Source organism: Flavobacterium granuli, from assembly GCF_031456055.1.
In the GTDB taxonomy this organism is placed as follows: Bacteria; Bacteroidota; Bacteroidia; order Flavobacteriales; family Flavobacteriaceae; genus Flavobacterium; species Flavobacterium granuli_A.
In genome coordinates this window covers 167,064-187,206 of sequence record NZ_JAVDTX010000005.1, presented here as the reverse complement: position 1 = coordinate 187,206, position 20,143 = coordinate 167,064, and the positions used below count along the sequence as shown (strand labels likewise).

10 protein-coding genes are annotated in these 20,143 nt (G+C 33.1%); 8 read left to right on the top strand and 2 right to left on the bottom strand.

The features are described 5' to 3' along the window. Positions 1-343 precede the first annotated feature (343 nt). Genes J2W95_RS11765 through J2W95_RS11755 form a run of 3 tightly spaced genes read left to right on the top strand, consistent with a single transcriptional unit; the run spans position 344 to position 5,043 of the window. Positions 344-2,062, top strand: a complete 1,719-nt coding sequence (locus J2W95_RS11765; RefSeq protein ID WP_310007195.1) for an amidohydrolase family protein — start codon at positions 344-346, stop codon at positions 2,060-2,062. Between the two features lie 3 nt (positions 2,063-2,065). Next, on the top strand, positions 2,066-4,222 hold the full coding sequence (locus tag J2W95_RS11760) for an AAA family ATPase (RefSeq protein ID WP_310007193.1): 2,157 nt from the start codon (positions 2,066-2,068) through the stop codon (positions 4,220-4,222). Then, complete coding sequence (locus J2W95_RS11755; RefSeq protein ID WP_310007191.1) at positions 4,219-5,043, top strand: HNH endonuclease family protein; 825 nt, start codon at positions 4,219-4,221, stop codon at positions 5,041-5,043. Before J2W95_RS11760 ends, J2W95_RS11755 begins: the two co-directional genes overlap by 4 nt. Before the next feature lie 138 nt (positions 5,044-5,181). Here J2W95_RS11755 and J2W95_RS11750 read toward each other — a convergent pair whose 3' ends face one another. Next, entirely contained in the window at positions 5,182-9,756 is a 4,575-nt protein-coding gene (locus J2W95_RS11750) for an AAA family ATPase (RefSeq protein WP_310007189.1), read from the bottom strand. 200 nt (positions 9,757-9,956) lie between these two features. On the opposite strand from J2W95_RS11750, the gene J2W95_RS11745 reads away from it, so the two are divergent. Continuing rightward, entirely contained in the window at positions 9,957-13,244 is a 3,288-nt protein-coding gene (locus J2W95_RS11745; protein WP_310007187.1) for an SMEK domain-containing protein, read from the top strand. A gap of 879 nt (positions 13,245-14,123) precedes the next feature. Here the strand turns inward: J2W95_RS11745 and J2W95_RS11740 are convergent. Then, complete coding sequence (locus J2W95_RS11740) at positions 14,124-14,459, bottom strand: helix-turn-helix transcriptional regulator (RefSeq protein ID WP_310007185.1); 336 nt, start codon at positions 14,457-14,459, stop codon at positions 14,124-14,126. A 254-nt stretch (positions 14,460-14,713) separates the two neighbouring features. On the opposite strand from J2W95_RS11740, the gene J2W95_RS11735 reads away from it, so the two are divergent. From J2W95_RS11735 to J2W95_RS11720, 4 genes are all read left to right on the top strand, one after another. Next, positions 14,714-15,061: a hypothetical protein gene (locus J2W95_RS11735; RefSeq protein ID WP_310007183.1), complete on the top strand. Its 348-nt coding sequence runs from the start codon at positions 14,714-14,716 to the stop codon at positions 15,059-15,061. Between the two features lie 218 nt (positions 15,062-15,279). Then, on the top strand, positions 15,280-16,143 hold the full coding sequence (locus tag J2W95_RS11730) for a hypothetical protein (protein WP_310007182.1): 864 nt from the start codon (positions 15,280-15,282) through the stop codon (positions 16,141-16,143). Between the two features lie 167 nt (positions 16,144-16,310). Next, positions 16,311-17,900: a DUF6734 family protein gene (locus J2W95_RS11725; protein ID WP_310007180.1), complete on the top strand. Its 1,590-nt coding sequence runs from the start codon at positions 16,311-16,313 to the stop codon at positions 17,898-17,900. A 25-nt stretch (positions 17,901-17,925) separates the two neighbouring features. Next, the gene (locus J2W95_RS11720; RefSeq protein WP_310007178.1) at positions 17,926-20,130 is read left to right on the top strand and encodes a peptidase domain-containing ABC transporter; all 2,205 of its coding nucleotides are present in this window, start codon (positions 17,926-17,928) and stop codon (positions 20,128-20,130) included. Positions 20,131-20,143 lie beyond the last annotated feature (13 nt).

Sequence of the window (20,143 nt, the reverse complement as noted above, 5' to 3'; positions counted from 1 at the left end):
TCTAACTTCTTATTACCTTCGAAATTGTAGACACTTACATATAGAAATTAATTCTGGATATACCTATCCATCAATCTCGCCGACCCAATTCCATGGAGAATCTATGAAAAAGAAAAGAGCTATAAAGAAAGGGTAATATTTTAATTATATTTGAATACTAATTAGCAAATGAAAAAGAGTAGCATTTAATAAAATATGAAAGTGTTTATTTTACTATGGAATTAGGTGGTCACTTTAAATTGTAATTTGCAGAGTGTCAAAAAAAAGATAAAAATTTGATGATATCTTAAAGTTTTATTTTGAATAGAAAATAAGACCTTATGTAATTTTAAAAGTAAATACTATGGAGAAAAGCAAGATCATTAATTGTCACGCTCATGTTTTTACAGGCGATCATGTTCCGTCGTATTTGGCTAAAACTTTTCTTCCATGGCCTTTCTATTACTTTTTACCTCTTACACCCTTAGTCAAGTTATTCAGGTTTTGGTATAATGGCCCCTACAGGCTGCAGTTTAAACCATTATATAAAAAATGTAGTGCCAATTTATATAAAGCAAAAATTTTTATAATACGCAACACTATTCTATCAACACTGCGCACCATTGTAGGTTTATGGCTGACAATAGATGTGTTTTTTATTATTTTCAATTCCTTCGAAAGTGCTAGAAACCCAAGCAAAAATTGTGTTGATAGTCTTTATAAAGATTTAGAGGGGCTGCTGATAATTCCGGATTCTTTTTTAGGCAAAACTTTTGTTGTAGTGTGTCTGATAGTTTTTTATAAGCCTGGAAGAAATTTTTTATTTTTTCTGTTTTCAAAAATATGGTCTTTTCTTGGAGTATTCATGGGCAGTGAAAGCAAGAAACTGGCCAAAAGATATCTAAACCTTGTACGATTTGCTCTGTATGATAATCAGTTTAATATTTTTGGCAGACTTAAAGGACAATACCCGCAAGGCACTGGTTTTGTGCTACTTCCTATGGATATGGAATATATGGAAGCCGGAAGTCTTAAGAGTGGGAAGCGTTATGCAGATCAGATGGAACAGCTCGCTGAGATAAAAGAGAATAATAAAGATACAGCTTTTCCATTTGTATTTGCGGAACCAAGACGTATGAGGGAGGAAGGTATCAGTCATTTTGATTTCGAAGTAAATCATGACAAAATAGTACTTAAGGAATGTTTTATAAAAGAATATATTGAGCAAAAAGGTTTCAGTGGTTTTAAGATTTATCCAGCTTTAGGTTACTATCCATTTGATGAAACACTACTGCCATTGTGGAAATATGCCGCAGATGCTGGTCTGCCTATTTTAACCCATTGCATACGTGGAACTATCTTTTATCGCGGGTCAAAGAAAAAGGACTGGGATTATCATCCTTTGTTTGTAGAATCTTTTGGTGAAGGCATCTATAAAAGTATGCTGCTGCCTGAGATAAAAAACAGTGACTTCATCAATAACTTTACTCATCCACTAAATTACCTATGTCTTTTGGATTGTGAGTTATTAAAGGCACTGGTAATTAACGCTAAAGATGATCGTATTAGAGAAGTTTTCGGTTATGATAAAGAATCAAATACTATTAAATATGACCTTTCTCATTTGAAATTATGCTTCGGGCATTACGGAGGAGACGATGAATGGTTGAAATACTTGGAATCAGACCGTTATGATCACAATAATCAACTGGCAAAACATCCTTCGGCAGGTATAATTTTCAATAAGACAATAGATGGAGCACCTTCAATAGGTAAGATAGAGCAATTGTGGAAACATGCGGACTGGTATTCAATTATAAGTAGTATGATGCTTCAGTATGAGAATGTATATGCAGATTTGAGTTACATCATTCATAGTCAGGAAATACAACCTCTTTTAAAACAAACATTACTCAATGAAGGTCTTAGAAAAAAAGTACTTTTTGGAACTGATTTTTATGTTGTTCGAAATCACCGCTCTGAAAAAGATATGTTGGCAGGAATACTTAAAAATTTGACTGAAGAAGATTTTGATCAGATTGCACGAATTAACCCGGAATTATTCCTTAAGAAAAACGTTTAATAAATGATAAAGCTAGAGAGGGGACCGGTTCCAAGTTTTTTTGAGAGCCCACAGTTTATGGATGCCATAAATAAACTTGAGAAAGATTTTAATGATAGTGAAAGACAACAGCGACTGAGATTTAATGTTAGTTTTATTCCACGGATTAAAGCATATCTAATGGAAAATTTTCATCGGAAATGTATGTACTGTGAAACAAAGCTTGGCGTTTCCGATGAAGGGACGATGGATCCGTTTCGCCCCAGAAGCGGAGCCAGGGGCCTTGATCAAAAAAAGTACGCGTCAACACATTACTGGTGGCTTTATTATGAATGGGACAACATGATGCTGAGTTGCAGTACCTGCAATTTGAAGTATAAAAGAGATTTTTTTCCTTTGGAAGATGAAATTTTGAGAGCACCAGTTGGAACCAAAGGGATGGAATTATTAAATGAAAAACCATTGCTGATTGATCCTTGTTTAGAAAATCCTGAAGAGCATCTGTCTTTTAGTGAAGACGGGCTTGTTTCTGCTCTCACTCCTAAAGGACAGGTAACCATAGAGGTTCTGGGTTTAAACCGTCAACCATTAATATATGAAAGAAAAGAGTGTGCAATTGATCTTCGTTTGAAGCTCAGAACCCTTGAAAAAAAGGCTATTGATTATTCAGTGGCCGAATCTCTTATTTTTCATATAAACAAACTATTATCAGGAACCGAATTAGAATATTCTGCTGTTCAAAAGGCAGTATTCTCAAAATGGTATGAAAAAAATATTTTTAATTGGGAACGTTTAAAGAATAATACAAAAAATATCTCATTTACTGTACCCAGATTTGGACAGCAAAAAGCTGTCAGCGATGAAAATCTGTCAGCGATCAGCGAAACATTTAGGGAATTTAAAAGATTTTCCATAAAATCTTTTAAGATTGTAAATTTTAAATCGATAAAAAAACTTGAAATCAATATACTGCCCACCAATAACACAACTGAAGAGCAGCATAGGGAATCCTGGCTCTTAATACTGGGAGATAATGGTATCGGAAAGAGTTCAATATTACAGGCACTAACTTTGGCATTGTGTGGTGAAAAACAGTTGATAAAGCTTGATCTTGAGGTTATGGATTTTTTAAAAAGAGGAGAAGATAATGGAAGCGTTACTGTACATAGTTATGAAAGTGAGATTCCGGTTGAGCTCAGTTTTGATAAAACAGGATTTAAAACCAGTATTTCTGACCCTTTAACTTATATCATGTCTTATGGTTCAACAAGACTGCTTCCTAAAAAGCTTATTGTACCTGACCCTGACAAGGAACCCTTTACAAACGTAAGAAATTTGTTTGATTACACTATTTCACTAGAAGACCCAAATATTTGGCTTAGCAGTCTTAATGATGATGAATTCACAAACAGGGTTGTGCCAGCTTTTTATGATGTACTTGCCTTGCGTGGTGATGATAGACTTCATAGAACTGGTGGACGAATTAATATAAGTCACTGTAATATAGATAATGAACTTGAAGATACCAGTGATGGCTATAAGACGGTAGTCGCCCTAGTTTCGGATATTATGCAGACCCTCTCTGGTGATCTTGCAGGATATCATAATACTAATGGTATAGTCTTCATCGATGAGATAGGGAATCATCTGCATCCCAGATGGCGTGCTAAAATTGTTGGAGCTCTCAGAAATGCATTTCCTGAGCTGCAGTTTATTGTAACTACACATGAACCCTTATGCTTGCGGGGACTTTCTCATGGTGAGGTGGCTGTAATGGTCAGAGATAAAATACATGAAGTTAGATGCCTGGGTAAGGAACTTCTTCCTGATCATAGCGCTATGAGTATAGAACAATTGCTGACTTCAGATTTATTTGGACTCATAGATGTCATGGACAGCGACGTGGAAAAAAATTTTGAAGAGTATTATGAGCTTTTAAGCAGAGGAAAGGATTCTTTAAATGATGATGAGAAGTTAAAAATTGAAGGCCTCAAAGGCGAATTACAGGCAAAGGAACTTCTGGGAAATACGCTCAGAGAACAGGTACTCTTCGAAGCCATTGATACTACTATTGCCCAAAAAATAAGAGAAGACGGATTCAAAGTTCAGGAGACCCTTAAAAAAGAAACAGTAGATTATGTAAAGGGACTAATACAAGATAATTACAAAGATATTTTATGATTAAAATAGAAAGAACCCCAGCTCCGGAATTTTTGAAAGATCCGGCCGGCAGGTGGTGTCAGGAAACCGACAGGGCTATTGAACACTATCGCAGTGGTGCTGAGGGATCATTTGAATTCAAGCTGTACAATGATGTCAGGGTAAAAGACGCATTAAAGGAAATATTTGTAAAATGCGCTTACTGCGAAAGTTCTTACGGAGCAGTATATGATGGTGATGTTGAGCATTTCAGACCTAAAGGTCGTGTCAAAGAAAAAATTCCTGCGACTCCAGGGTATTACTGGTTAGCCAATAGTTGGGAAAATCTTTTTCTTGCATGCCAGCATTGCAATCAGAGAAGAAGACATATACTTTATGGCGACACCCAAGAGAATGGCTACGGTAAGCTGGACCAATTTCCTTTGGATCCAGAAGAGCTTCGTCTTCAGAATCCTCACTCAGTATTAGAGGATGAAGAAGAAGCCAGACTTCTGATTGATCCCTGCACGGATGATCCAAGGGAGCATTTCGAATACGAAAATACGGAAGCAGTAATAATTCCACTAACTCCTAAAGGCAGAACTTCTATGCAAGTTTATGTGCTGCAGCGACCTTATCTGGTGAAAGAGCGAAAAATCCAGATGCTCCGACTTTTTGGACAAATGGAATGCGTATCACGTGAGCTTGGAAGACTTAATAGAGACAGTACTGATAACGGTCAGCAGGATATCTTCGAAAAAGAATTCCAAAGGTTAATGGAATATGCAGATGCGAAAGCTGTTTATGCAGGTATGTGTCGCTTTTTTATTGGCAAGTTTTTAAAGGATAACGATTTGTTATGATATGAATATTATAGATATTGTAAAAGTCGAAGCTTTTGTATTAATTTAGTATGTCATGAGCCCAATATTGTTTTCTGTTTATATATTACTTTAAATAATTTCTATTAAAAGGTGCTGTAAAAATTATTTGATGCCTTACTAAAATTCCTCAAGTATTTTTTCTGATATATTTCTGTATTTGTAATCTTTAAGCATTAAGTTAAACGATTCTAATAACACGTGGCGCATTTGCTTACTTTTAGAATCATTTCCTTTGATGACGGTAAATGCTACTGCAATAAACTTTATTACATCATCACTTCGTCGGAATATTTTTAGATTATTGATCTTACTTTCTTTTTTTTGCAGAGCCCTGTTAAAAAGTTTGGTGCTTTGGAAAGGAAAACTACTGCACTGCATTGTAAGATATAGGACTAATCCATCAGATAGTTCAAAATTATCTTTTTCAACGTATGACTCTAAAAATGGATATATATCACGAAGTTTTATAAGATCCATATAATGGTAGTTAATATTGATTTTGTCTGTCTCAAGTACATAATCAAGTACCTGCATGAGTAAAGACTGTGATTTTAGCTGTGAATTTTGATTGTAATAATAATGTTTAGAAATTTGATTAACAGCAAAAGCTCGGCTGTATGGATTAAATTTTAGTAATTCGTGCAATAATACTTCAGCATCCTGACGGTCGAATAAATATGAAAAATATAATATTGAGAAAAGCCATTGTGAATCAAGATCGCCAAGTTCAGTGATTTGTATGAGTTTAGTAAATACGGGTTTTAATTTTTCAAAATTGATACCTGTCATAAATTGCAGTGACCAAATAGATGAGGCTAGTACATGAATATCATTTTCACTTAATAATGTTTTGACAAATAATTTAAAGGCACGATCTTTATTAAGATTATTAAGGAAAGCAAAATGGTAAAGGACGAATCCTCGGACTTCTAGGGGGCCAGTCTGAAGTATTTTTTCCAGAGTTTCAAATATAGTATTTTCCAATTCAGGAATTCCTGTATGGATCAACGCTGAAACTGCTGTGCCAGATATGCTGTTTATTCCTTTGGTCAGAATGCCTTCGATGCCAGTACCTTTATTTGTATCTATATAATATTTCTTTACAGAGTTAAAATCTAAAGCTCCGTTGATGAGTAACTGAAGGGTGTTTTGATCGTAGGAGCCTTTTTTTATAAGAGTCGCTGCAATCTTAATGATATATTCTCTATGAATTTCATTTTCAATTTCTGTTATAATTTGCCTAAAAACAGTTAATATATCTGTCGGATCGCAAGATGATTCGGCAAGTGAATAAAGTCCCAGAATAGGATAAATTTTGTCGATTTCCGAATCATATAATGCTGTTTGAATAACAGATAGCTTTAATTGATAAGGTTCAGTTTTACAAAATTCCTGAAATGCCCTTGAATGTTCGTAAATTCCACCTTTTGCTGACTCAAAGTTGGACCTGTCTCTGGGGTTTGCGTATTTTTTAAAGGAACTTATCCAATGATCACTAGTCATTTTATCAAAATTTTCTTTGGATATGGGAGGAACTGATCCTGAGGATAATATGTTTCTTGAATGATGTTCTTCCTCGATATTTCCAAATTTGCGCATAAGTGCCGTGTAGTTGCGGTACATTATTGGGTCTTTGAAAATTTCTTTCTTTTGAATCCTCTGAAGTAAAAGTTGCTGACATGTCCCTAAGTAGGGCAATTTATATTTTAACTTTTCTTTATTAAAAAACATAACTTCATTTTTAAGTTTTATTGCTTTTATTATGGAAAAAACTTTTTCCTTTTTCCTTGAGTCAAAATGAGGAAATGCCACTTCAAAAATTTCTCTGTACTCCAGGCCAAGATCACTTGAAGTAATAAATAATAAATGGTCACTAAAATGTTGGAACAAATTGAAGATTGTGTCTTTATACTCTTTTTCTTTTGATTTTAAGGCATATATAATTAGTCTAAGCAGGGGATCACTGGTTGAATACCTGTGTGTTTGTATAAAATCCAAAAGGACTGAAGATTTTTCTTCATTACAGTTTCTAAGACAGACAGCCAATATCCTGTAATATAATTCTATTCCCCGTAGCGTATCTTGGTCATCCAAATCAACATTTTGCAGTGACACCATGCTGTAATGGTTAGTTTCTTCACCAGAATCTGTCAAATAATTTAATACAGCTTTTTGCAGTAATGGAACCATTTTCTCAGGTATCTCAATTGATAGTGTTTTTAAGATGGATTGTACCTGAAAATCAATATCATCATTATCAAGATAATCAGTAGATAAAAGGTACTGTTCCATTTTTTCCAAACAGTACAGAGGATCAAAAGCGGCAATGCTCTGAAGTACCTGCAGGTATTTCCAGGACTTCATGTCATTGAAAGAAGTGCAGCGGTCCAGTATTCTGAAAGCGGCCGGATTATTCCACTTTTCAATGTGATAAATTACTTCGGCTAGAATTTTTTCATCTTTTAATCCTTCGAGGAATTCCCAGACTATAGAATTGTCTTTTCTGGTATATGAGGCAAGAAAGTATTCACAGCATCTTCTTTGGTAATGATAATGATCGCGATCTGAAGTACTAGATTTTTTATGATGTTCTATGGTTTTATTTTGTCCATTTTCATTTATAATAAAATCTAAAAGATTTGATTCCAGCGCAATTTTCAGCCACTGGTCTGATTTGGCATGCTCTAAAAAAAGAATATTAAAATCAATATTTCCCAAAGAGATATTTACCACAAGTTCAGCTTCCTGGTCTGATGGATTTTCAATAATGGTGAGCCAGCAGAAAATCATGTGCCGAATATGATGCATTATTTCATTATCGGAAAAGAGCTCAATTAATGTCGCATGATACAAAGTAGGATTGTATTCCCTAAGATAGTGAAAGATCATTTTTGCAGCAGATCTTATAAGGATGGACTGTTCCTGGCTTTTAATATAATCGACTAGTTTTTGTTTTTTTTCCACAAACCTTTTTGAGAAAGTAAAGTCATAGAAAGTCTGATGAAAAAATTGAATATGGTTTTCTTCCCTTTTTATTAATCGTTCACTTTCAAGGTAACTCAGCTCTTTTGCATACTTGTCAAAGTGTGTTTCAATAATAGAAATTCTCTGAAATTCGAACATTCTTTCTGCTATCTTGTATAAAAGCTTTTTTACATTTTTGTGATCAGCAGGATGTTTATGTGCAATACCTGTAATTTTGATTCGCCAAAGTTCATTATATAAATCTTGGAGCGAATTAACAGATAGAATGTTTTTTGTGGACTTAGCAATTCTCGAGAAGATATTAAGATGATTTGGAGTTCTTAGTAATAAAAGAAGTTTTGCATTTACCTGTTTTTTTTGAATGCCTAATTTTTCGAGTTGATCCAGAACATCTTCTTCTTCAAGAGGAGTTACAGTAACTGTTTTTAAATTTTTATAGACCCTTAATGAAGTGTCGTAATGAAGGTCAAATATTCGTAACGATATAATAATCCTTACATTGGGATCATATGTAAACTTTTCAATAAGGGATTTAAATACATCGAGAAAATGTCGGTCAGCAGACATAGATTGTGACAACGCATCAATCTGGTCGATAAGAATTACTACCTTTTCATATTTTTCTTTACAGATATCAACAAACTCTACTACTGGTAAGAAAAGTCCAATTTTATGCTGCAAGTCTTGCAGATTTAAGGATTGGAGCTTATCGGCTTTCAATCCAAGCACCGGAACTCCTTGTATAGTTAATTTGTCATAAAGATCTTTAAGAATGACCGTTTTTCCTTGTCCTGCATTTCCTGCAAGAAGGCATATGTTTTGCTGTCGATCCGAGTTGTCTGTTTGTGCCGGTTGTGAGATCCAATCATAAAGTAACTGGGTTTCTATACGTTCTATGTGAGAATCAGGAATATCATCAAATTCATTTTTTTCGATTTTCAAACTTGATGATCCTTTTTGGAGTTCGTTTTTAATCCTTTCAAGATCCAATTCAGGATCTAAAACAGTACTTAGTTGCTTTTGTAATTTTATTAATTCAGCATTATCTACAACTGTAAGTACATTAAAAAATAAGCTGATTAAACTCACGTCCTGAGGCTGCGAAAGCATAATGTCCAGATCTTGCGGGATTATTTTTTGAACCTTTATTCTTGAGAAAATTTCACTAACCAGTGGATTTACATTTTGTATTCCCAGGCTTGCAATGGTAGGATTTTTAATGTTTTTGGCAACCCATTTATGAAGATCGGTATCAATGGGGGCCAGACGGTTAAAATCATCTATAAAATTACTGCATTCCAAGGAAAATCCAGATGATACAGCAATATAATAGCAGAAGTTATCAGCATCAGGCAATAGTTCCTTTTCTATGAGGCTGTAAAGAATATATTTGGTTATTTCCTCTGCGAACTGGTGTTTCTTTAACGGGGAAGCGTATTTTTTACATTGTATGAGCCCTGTGTTTATTCCGTCTTTCGTCAAAGAGCAGTCTCTGCCTTTGTCTCTGACACCAGACATGAGACTTATATTATCAAATGAAAAGTCTGTACTGTTTAGTTTTGGCCTGTATATGCTATAGAGGAGCTCTTCGAACCTTCTGTCACCCAGATCATTATATGGAAATGATTTGCCAGACAGAGGCTGGGGCTTATCATATTCGTTTTTCGGGTCATCGAGATTCGGAATTTCGTAAGTTACAAGGGACATTTAAGTGCTGTGTTGGAATGAGAAATATCAAAAGTGATTAAGGTAAAAGTACGTAATTATTAATCAATTCAAAATTGAGAATTTCATCCTTAAATGAAAATTTATACAAAAAGCGTACATTGTGATCACTGTAAAATAAAATAAGATAAAGATGTCAAATGAGCGGGAATATATTAATTTTACGTGTAAAATTTTAATAAATGCCTAGACAGCAGGAAGAAATCAGGGAGATTAACAGTTACATAAAGTCATGGCTGCTGGAGATTGAAATTTCCACCGCACTAAGTTATACGGACATTAACAAGGTATCTGAGGGCACCTGTCTGAAGCTACTCAACCTAATTTATGGCTATGAACTGGAGGATCTTGAGAAGGAGAAGAAAAATTTCCCTGCCGTTGATCTGGGCAACAGTAGTTCATCAAAAATTGCTTTTCAGATAACTTCTAATACTACAAAAAACAAGATAAGGCAATCTCTTAAAAAATTTAAGGAGTATAATCTTGATAAGCGATTTACAGGTGGCATAAAATTTTTACTGTTGCATAGCAAAAAGAAAAGCAGAACTTCTATCGAGGGTTATGAGGATATTTTTGAAACGGGCAGGGATATTCTTTACTTATCTGACCTTATCAGGGAGATTGATGCAATTTATTTGAATGATCAAAAGCGTTTTTTTGAGATAAAAGAATTTTTAAAATTCGAATTTGGAAATTCCAGTAAAGAAGCACCAGCCCTTATTTTTGCCGATGAGCTTGATAAGGTAAAGTATTATTTGGAAGTTGCACAAAAAAGCAATGCAGCTGAAGTGAATAATATGGTTCATTTTGATGTAGGCAGAGATAATTCTCTGATTAATACTAAGATGTTATTTGAGGAATCCTTTGCTGGGAGGGGGACAGTAATTATCGGAGAGTCAGGAGACGGGAAATCAATATTGATCAGAAGCTGGGCTATGAGTCTGTGTAATAAAGATGTTGTACCGATAATATTGGAGGCTAAATATTGCGGCTCGGGGCTTACGGCCTCTGTAGAGAAGATAGCTTTAGAATATGGCTTTACTTCTGGATTATCTTTAATAAATGCCTGCAGGACTTCAGGGAAGCAAATACTACTTGTACTTGATGGGCTTAATGAATGCATCGGTGAGTCTGCGGAAAGAATTGTTGCAGAGCTTACGCAGCTTTCTTGTCAATATGAAATTCTTTTTTTGATAAGTACTCAGCAGCTCACAGAAAGTTTAAAAGCACTGGAAGTCCAAACCATAAAAGTGTATAAGCCTGATTCTAAATTGAAGGCTGCTATTGCTGGAAAATATTCAAATTCGGTAAATAAGCTTAAACCCATTTTGGATATGGTATTCACATGCATGGAAGCCAGAATGGTCGGTGAGATTGGAATTTTTGGTGTTGAGAGAATTAGCAGATACAGCCTATTTGAACTCTATGTGCGCAGAAAACTTGGACCTATGGAGAAAGATGGCATTTATTTACTCTCTGCCATTGCCAGAAAAATGTCTCAGGAAATTTGTTTTAGTATTTCCTTAAAGCAGGCTGAGAGCATTTTGAATGACAGAAAATTTGAAACAGCTGTTCTTGAGAGTTGCATAGGTGCGAAACTTTTGGTTAAGGATTTTGCCAGGGTAAGTTTCAGTCACGAAATGCTTTTGAATTTTTTTACTGCAGAAGGCATCGCCAGATTTAATGAAGACTCTCTTGCGATAATCGAAGAGTTTAACGCTCCTAAGAACGATGAGAAAAGATTGCTAATATTAGGTTCCATAGAAGACAATGTACTTAAGGAAAAAATACTTGAAAGTATTGAAGATACAGATCTGCTTCTTTTAATATTGGAGGGTGAAGCTGGCGAATTCTGTCGACTCTGGGCAACTGAAAAGATAAAAGTGATTCTTCTGAAGATACGTAAAGATATAGATACTATAGAATTTGTAATTGAAGCTGAGCAGCATCCTCAGGTTATGATTAAAAAAGGTTCCATACCTGAGTGGAGAAACGATGAACTTGCCTTTGTTGAGATAATAATTCATCAAATTTTTGGTGGAAAAATGTTAGAGGAAATGTTTTCAATTGTGTGGGATATGGATATCCATCTGGAGCAGGTGTTTACCAAAATGAAGAGCGAGGCAAGTGAAAAGAAAATAGGTTTAAGAAGCGGTTTGTTTGAGTCGATTTACAGTCCTCTCAGTGGAAAATCAATTACCGTGTCTGGCATGTCTTATTTTTTTTCCTGCCTGGCGTCGGGATTTATGTCAATTAAAAGTGAAAACAAAATAAAATCTAGTGCAATAGCGCAAATGACTCAGCGCAGTAATATAAAGACAGGGCAATTGTACCTGTTGCTTCTTTTATCTCGTTTTGATGAAAGGTCGCAGGCTTTATTTAAGATCATTTTGCATTGTATAACAAATCAATGGGAATATTTGCCACGGAGACTTAAAATCGAAATTACGGAAGCTGCTCCATATTGCCATAGTACTGAGCGAGAACGCGAGTCACTGATTGAAGCAATTACGGAGATTAAATCAAAAACAACATTAACTGACCCATGGCTGTCTAGCAACCTTTTTGAAACACTAAGTACTTTAGGAGCATTTGAATCTAATGCTGAAAGTTATGAGCAAACAGTGCTGGCAGAAATCCATGAAGTATTAGCAGAACCTAACAATGAAGATTCCTGGAAGCAGGCCGCTTATATCTTTAATGCACAGTTTGACCACCCCTACAGTTCCGCCTTTTATAATGCTATAGAAAGTCTTGATCAAACTGAACAGAAAGCTTTTTATTCAATTGCAATAAAACATGAAGAAGAATTTGATCTTTTTTTATCCTTACTAATTTTATCAGCTGAAAAATTACTTGGAGCGCAATGCTGTGATGATCTGCTTAGAATTCTAGATAAGCCAATCCTTGAGGCAACAATGTCACAGGAAAGAATGAAAAATCATATTGTAGTGTGCATAATATTGGCAAAATATAAATATGATTTTGTCAGCTTAATTGAAACCAGAAAAGATGGTGAAAAGCTTTTGGTATCTCTTTCGGAGGTTCTTTACTGGATCAATAGAAAGGATTTGGACAATAAGTACATAATGGAAAAATGTGCCCCTGCAATAAGTATTCTTTTCGAGAATTCTTCGCTTTATCTAGTTGATAGTATCAAAGTGTTTAGTAACGGATTAAGACAGGTATCCTTACGGGAATATTTCAATGAAGATACAATTACGGTTGAATCTGTTTTTGCTGACCGTATTTTATCAGCCTGCCGCTCCTGTTTAAAATCAAGGGATGCTCTGTCTATTTATAAATTTAACAATGATTCAACGGGTATTTACAGATATGCGGTAGATCAGATTGGTTTCTATGGCACAATTAATGATCTTATTGCACTTAAAGCAATAGTAAATGATGCTTCCCTGGGAAGAAATGCTATTGGGGCCATAAAAAATATTGAGAAAAGGTCTTCGCAATAAAAATATATAAAAACTATTTGAGATTTAAATTTATAAAAGATAAAGCGCCAATTTTCATATGAAAATAGGCGCTTTATGATATTTATCTGCCAATTAGCATTCAAGGGGATGTGAGCAAAATGTTTTTAGATTATGAAAAAATCCGCGTGCTTTGTGATACCCTCATAAAAATGTTTCCATAAAAGAATCTCTCTTTTTTAAATATCCATAAGTAAAAACGCAGTGTTTTAAGCTGTCTCCCTCTTCGATAAATTAGGTTATATTTCTGATGCAGAAATTTGCAGGCCAGTTTTTAATGGAGGAGTACAGATCTAGAGGTACAAATAAGGTACCAATCTGATTAAGACAATAATAAAAACAAACAAACAAACAAACTTTTATCCATTATTTCAATTGAAGAATAGCATTTTGTTGATCTGTGGGAATATTTTTTTTAGTTTACTTGATAACGACCCTTTTTTATGATTTAGTTTTTAATTCAGTTATTTTATCTTGAATTACTTTTTTAAAGAGCTATACTTCTTTACCGTATTCCTGGAAAGGGATATGTAGCTACTTATAAATAACTTACTCTTTTCATCACAATAGAATTTAATTACTTTTCTAATTTTACTCATGTCTGTTATTTTGTTTGCCATAATCCGTATTTTTTTAATGAAGGTATGGTTCTAATAACATGAAAAAGGCAGTAGTTTTTAATAATCGATTTACCTCGAAATTAGGTGGTCAGTTTGCTCCGGGACTGGTGGTCAATTTACATTGGAAAGAGGTGGTCAATTTGACCGGTTTTTCCAGGCAGCGGCTTTTTTAAACTTTTTTGTTGTTTTGAGAGTGCCTTAAGTTTTTGTAGCAAAAAAGGTAGGAACTCCAATATTTGGATTATTTAGAATGGACATCAAAAGCTTTTAATCTTTCTTTAAGCACTGCATTTTCATTTTTTAAGAATTCTAAGTGATTTAGTATAAAACTCGGTATATAAAACTCGTGTAGGTTTGTAATGTTGTTATTGTTTGTTTTATGTATGTTCGATTCGTAAATTTCTTCTCTGTTTACTTCTAAAGATTTTGCTATTCTAGTCCATTCAATATCCGAAATACTTTTTTTTCCGTTTTCTCGGCGACTATAATTACATTGAGTCATACCAATTAAATCTGCAAGTTCTTGTTGAGATAACCCTTTATTTAGTCTTACTTCTCTTAACTTAATGTTTATCATTTTTATTCTTTTCTTACAAATATATTAATTTGTATATTATGAAATATTAATTATAAGGATAATCTTTAAATAATATTTTACAGTAAAGTACTGAACCTATGAAACTTGCATAAATTCGCATAGGAATTTTAATATCTATTAAGTAATTTTATAAATCTTATTTTAATTAATTGAAGTACTATGTGCACGTGGTAGTTCAAAAAGTTTTATGGGGGAATTTTCAACACTAATATTTTTTAACAAAATTTTAAATTATGAAAACAAAAATTAAATTCGAGAACATTAAAGGAATGCTTCGTCGGGAGGATATGAAAGCTGTGATTGGTGGAGATGCATATCAGAGTGCTACTAATGGAGGAGGATATGTTGGAGGCACACTTGCAGGGACGACCTTGTCAGGTGCCCAAAACACAAATCTTGGTATAACCAATGGGAGTACATCAAATTATGCAACAACCGTTAATTATGGAGCTGGGCTTAATGGTAGTGCTGCTTCAGGGAATAATTCTACTACAGGGGGTAGCTCTACTACAGGTGCTAATACTTATATAAATGCAGCTAGTACTGGCTCTAATGGAAGTGGATCATATGCAAAACCTTAATTAAGAAAATAAGTGTTAGTTATATCGTCTTAATAGATGTAATTAACACTTATTATTTTAACCTAAAAGAATAGATTTAAAAGATACAAACTCACTTTAAAGGAAATTAAGATATTTAATGAATTACGATAATAAAATTGATTAAACTGTCTAAGTACTCTAGGTAAACAGTTATTTCTGTATTTACTAACAGTAATAACTTTGAAAAGATATTATTTATGAAAAAAATATTCCTCTTGTTTGCTTTAATTTTTGCCTTTCAATTTTGCTATAGTCAAGAAAATGAAATAAATAAGGATACTATTTCTCTTAAAGAAGTTTTAATAAAAAAAGGCTCTAATAGAAAAGAGATGAAAGCGATTATCAAAAAAATAAAGTATAATTTGAGAGAAAACTACAATCTAGGCAGTATTAATTATTTGATGAATCATTTTTCTATAAAAGACGATAGCGACACTTTGGTAAATAGCAAAACGATAAAAAAATTAGAGATAAAAGTTTTAAGTCAATTTAACATTCATTCAATGTTAATAGATGATCCAAAAAAATCTTTTGACATCGATACTTCTCCTTATGCTAGATTTGAACCTAATATATCTAATAATGATCACTTGCTATCATTATCTATTTTTTATAACAGTTTGCATGTTAATGATTTTGATTTTTTTGATATGAGTAGAGATTATAAGTATAAAATATCAAAAGAAGGAGATGTAACTACCGTAACTTTTATAGCTACTAGGTTTTATAGTGGTTATTTTTCTTTTAATAATATTAATTATAACTTGATACGAATTGCTTTTAAAAATACGAAACCTTATGATTATTACAGTTGGGGATATCAAGGTATTTCATCTGAATCTGGATTTGAATTCGAATCGCAATGGAAATACAATAAAGTAACTGTTTTGTTAGACTTTATAGAAACAGACAAAGGGAGATTATTGCTAAAAAAAATGGATGCTATGGAGGAATTAACTCAATTTGAGTTCAAGAGACACCTGTCCAATTCAAAAAGAGTGATAGATCAAGATCGTAATATTAAATTTTATACCACATTAAGTATGAGAATTTTGGATTAAGTTGGAGATTTATTATAAAATATCATTATAGTATGAGAAGTTATTTAATCTGTTTTTGTGCTAATAACAATTATAAAAAATTAACTAAAAAAGGAAGAAAAAAAGATATTTCGAAACCTTCAAAACATCTATATAACCGTAATAAATAATTAAAAAGTTTCATAAATATGCGTATTATACAAAGTATTTGGACTTCAAATACTGCCAATTTATTACAAAATAATATGGGTTGGCTATCGCCAGAATATAACCTTATGAGTTGGGCTTTGAGTTGTTTGCAACTACGGCAGTATTACCCGGAGGTGGTATTGTATTGTGATAGTGTGGGCGCAAAAATGCTTATAGATAAACTGCAACTACCATATAGCGAAGTAGTTTGTAATTTAGATGTCCTGAATAATTATAATCCTGAGTTGTGGGCTTTGTCTAAAATAAAAGCCTATTCGCTACAAGACAAACCTTTTTTGCATATAGATGGTGATGTGTATGTCTGGAAAAAATTTGACGATTTTTTATTGAAAAGTGGTTTGATAGCACAAAACAAAGATCAAATATCAGATTTTGAGAATACAATGCAATTGTTAGAGTTGGCATTTGCTTATTTTCCAAGAGAAATTATTCAAGAACGACAATCAAAAAATCCAATCCAAACTTACAATGCAGGTATATATGGTGGTTCGGATATTTCATTTTTTCAAGAATACACTACTAAAGCTTTTACTTTTGTAGACAAGAATATTCACGATCTTTCTAAAATAAGGGTTTCTGATTTTAATCTTTTTTTTGAGCAATATTTGTTTTATTGTCTTGCCAAAGTCCAAAACAAAAAAGTAACGGTGTTGTTTTCCGGAATTGTAAAAGACAATGAATATAAAGGTTTTGGGGAATTTGACAAAGTGCCTTTTGAAAAACAATATCTTCATTTATTGAGCGATTACAAGAAAAGTGAATATATGTGTGATGAATTGGCAAATAGATTACGACAGGATTACCCCGAATATTACTATCGAATTATAGCATTGTTCAAGAAAAATAAGATTCCGTTGTACAAGAACTATTATTTCTTTGATATGTATTTGCAAAAAGATTTGGTTTTGAGTGATTCAAAATTAAAATCATGCTTTTTAAATAATTCTTTCCGAGAACATCACAAAATTTCAAAAAAAATAGATTTTAAAAATGTATCATTTGATACTCTAATAAATGAAAATTCAAAAAGTTTGCTTGATGAAATACAACTGGAAGATTTTGCTTTTTTTTGTCAAAAGATAGATGAGATTGTAGGTAATAAGTTCTCTTTACTATCTGCCGATTATTTGTATGGTCGCGATCTGAATAAGACAAAGTATTCTCAAATATTATTTGAAGACAAAGAAAATATTTATTTAAAAAAAATAGTTGTTGATAATGTTTTTGAAATAATCGAAAGCAGTTATGATTGGAGTTATTATTTTGAAAAAAACTCTGATGTAAGTCTTAATATAAATTCTTTGCCAAGCAATGTAATAGCTGTAATTCATAGCTTGATAATACCTGAATGTGATGCTGTCGGGTTTTCGGTTTCTACGCTTGATGACTTAGATTTGGTAGTTTTAGAGATTTTGCAAAACGCAAAAACTGTGGCAACACTACTAGAAGAATTAAAACCATATTTCGATGAGGTCGATTTAAAAGAGTCAAAAACTGAATTTGAAATGTTAATTTTTAAAAAAATCAAAAAAGCAATTCATAATAAATCAATTCGAGTTTTAGTATAAAATTTTAAAATGCCAAGCGTTATAATTGAAAACTTTTCCTAACTATAAACAAACAGAAGCAAAAGATTGCGGGCCGACCTGTTTAAAAATCATTGCCAAATATTACGGCAAAATTATTAATACACAAGAACTTAGAGATTTATCCGAAACGACGCGGGGAGGTAGTAGCCTTATGTCGTTGAGTGATGCTGCCGAGAAAATAGGCTTTAGATCTTTAGGTGTAAAAACGAACCTCAAAAAATTAGAAAAATTTCCCTTGCCATGTATTCTGCATTGGAACAAAGTTCACTTCGTTGTGCTTTATGATATAGTTCAAAAACGCGAACATATTTCGTATAAAATTTCCGATCCCGGATTTGGACTTATTGGATATTCGAAAGAAGAATTCGTAAAATTCTGGATAGGTAATAATGCTGATGAAACAACGGATGAAGGTATTGTACTTTTGCTGGATACTACTCCTAAGTTTTATCAAAAGGAGTTTAAAACCGATGGTAAGAATGTTTTTGGATTTAATATACTGTTTCAATATGTAATACGCTATAAGTCGTTTTTGGTACAATTAAGTATCAGTTTGCTGACAGGTAGTTTACTCCAATTTTTCATACCATTTTTGACTCAGAGTATTGTAGATGTTGGGATTAATAATCGTGATATCCATTTTGTTTATCTTATTCTTTTTGCGCAATTAGGTCTATTTTTTGGAAGTACAGCTCTAGAAATTATTAGGAGTTGGATTATTTTACATCTTTCTACAAGAATTACTATTTCGTTAATCTCGGATTTTTTTATCAAATTGATGGACCTGCCCATTTCCTTTTTTGATGTCCGGATGACCGGAGATATTATGCAACGTATTAACGATCACCATCGAATTGAACGTATTTTGACTATATCATCGCTGAACGTTTTATTTTCTATTATCAATATGGTGATTATGGGAGCTATTTTGGCATTTTATAATTTACAGATTTTTACTGTCTACTTTTTCTCGAGTTTTCTATATTTTCTTTGGATTTTAATTTTTTTAAAACGCAGGGAAGTATTAGATTATAAGCGTTTTATGGAAGTGTCCCATGAACAAAGTAAGGTAATAGAACTTATAAATGGTATGCAAGAAATCAAACTCCACAATGCCGAGAAACAAAAGCGTTGGGGCTGGGAGTATATACAAGCACGTTTGTTCAAGGTCTCAATGAAAGGTTTAGTTCTTGGACAAATACAAGGGATAGGTTCTTCAATAATCAATCAACTCAAAAATATATTTATCATTTTTTTGTCCGCTAAACTGGTTATCGATGGGCAAATAACACTTGGCATGATGCTTGCAATAAGCAGTATTGTGGGTAGTTTGAATGGGCCAATCTCTAGTTTGATTGGGTTCATCTATGAATTGCAAGATGCCAAAATATCACTTGCAAGACTCTCCGAAATTCACGAGAAAAAAGATGAGAGTCAAGAGTGTATTACCCAAACGGACGATATTCCTAAAGATAGTGATATTATCATAAAAGATTTAAGTTTTAGATACATTGGTTCAGATATTGCAGTTTTAGAAAACCTAAACTTAATTATTCCGGCAAATAAAGTGACTGCAATTGTTGGAACAAGTGGTAGTGGAAAAACGACTTTAATGAAACTATTATTAAAGTTTTATGAACCAAATACAGGAGTAGTTTTTGTAGGAGGAACTGAATTAAAAAATATCAGTCAAAAGTCATGGAGAAATCACATAGGAGCAGTAATGCAAGAAGGATTTATTTTTAATGACACAATTGCAAATAATGTAGCCATTGGAGTTGATATAATTGACAAAAAACGATTGATTTATGCTGCAGATGTGGCTAATATTACAAGTTATATCAATGAATTGCCTTTGGGATATAATACAAAAATAGGAATGGAAGGCTTAGGGATGAGTACGGGACAAAAACAACGTTTACTTATTGCCAGAGCAGTTTATAAGAATCCAGAAATGTTGTTTTTTGATGAAGCTACATCGGCATTAGATACCAATAATGAAACTGTTATTATGGAGAAATTAGATATATTCTTTAAGAATAAAACAGTTGTTGTTATAGCCCATAGATTAAGTACAGTAATGAATGCTGACCAAATTGTAGTTCTTGAAAAAGGGAAAATAATAGAGATTGGTAGTCACAAAGAATTAGAGAAACAAAGAGGGAGTTATTATGACTTGGTACGGAATCAATTGCAGTTAGGTAATTAGTACAGTATATTAA

Excerpts from the sequence above, each read along its gene's own strand:
- J2W95_RS11750 (WP_310007189.1), bottom strand. The coding sequence starts at position 9,756 with ATGTCCCTTGTAACTTACGAAATTCCGAATCTCGATGACCCGAAAAAC.
- J2W95_RS11765 (WP_310007195.1), top strand. The coding sequence starts at position 344 with ATGGAGAAAAGCAAGATCATTAATTGTCACGCTCATGTTTTTACAGGC.
- J2W95_RS11745 (WP_310007187.1), top strand. The coding sequence starts at position 9,957 with ATGCCTAGACAGCAGGAAGAAATCAGGGAGATTAACAGTTACATAAAG.
- J2W95_RS11755 (WP_310007191.1), top strand. The coding sequence starts at position 4,219 with ATGATTAAAATAGAAAGAACCCCAGCTCCGGAATTTTTGAAAGATCCG.
- J2W95_RS11740 (WP_310007185.1), bottom strand. The coding sequence starts at position 14,459 with ATGATAAACATTAAGTTAAGAGAAGTAAGACTAAATAAAGGGTTATCT.
- J2W95_RS11735 (WP_310007183.1), top strand. The coding sequence starts at position 14,714 with ATGAAAACAAAAATTAAATTCGAGAACATTAAAGGAATGCTTCGTCGG.
- J2W95_RS11730 (WP_310007182.1), top strand. The coding sequence starts at position 15,280 with ATGAAAAAAATATTCCTCTTGTTTGCTTTAATTTTTGCCTTTCAATTT.
- J2W95_RS11760 (WP_310007193.1), top strand. The coding sequence starts at position 2,066 with ATGATAAAGCTAGAGAGGGGACCGGTTCCAAGTTTTTTTGAGAGCCCA.
- J2W95_RS11725 (WP_310007180.1), top strand. The coding sequence starts at position 16,311 with ATGCGTATTATACAAAGTATTTGGACTTCAAATACTGCCAATTTATTA.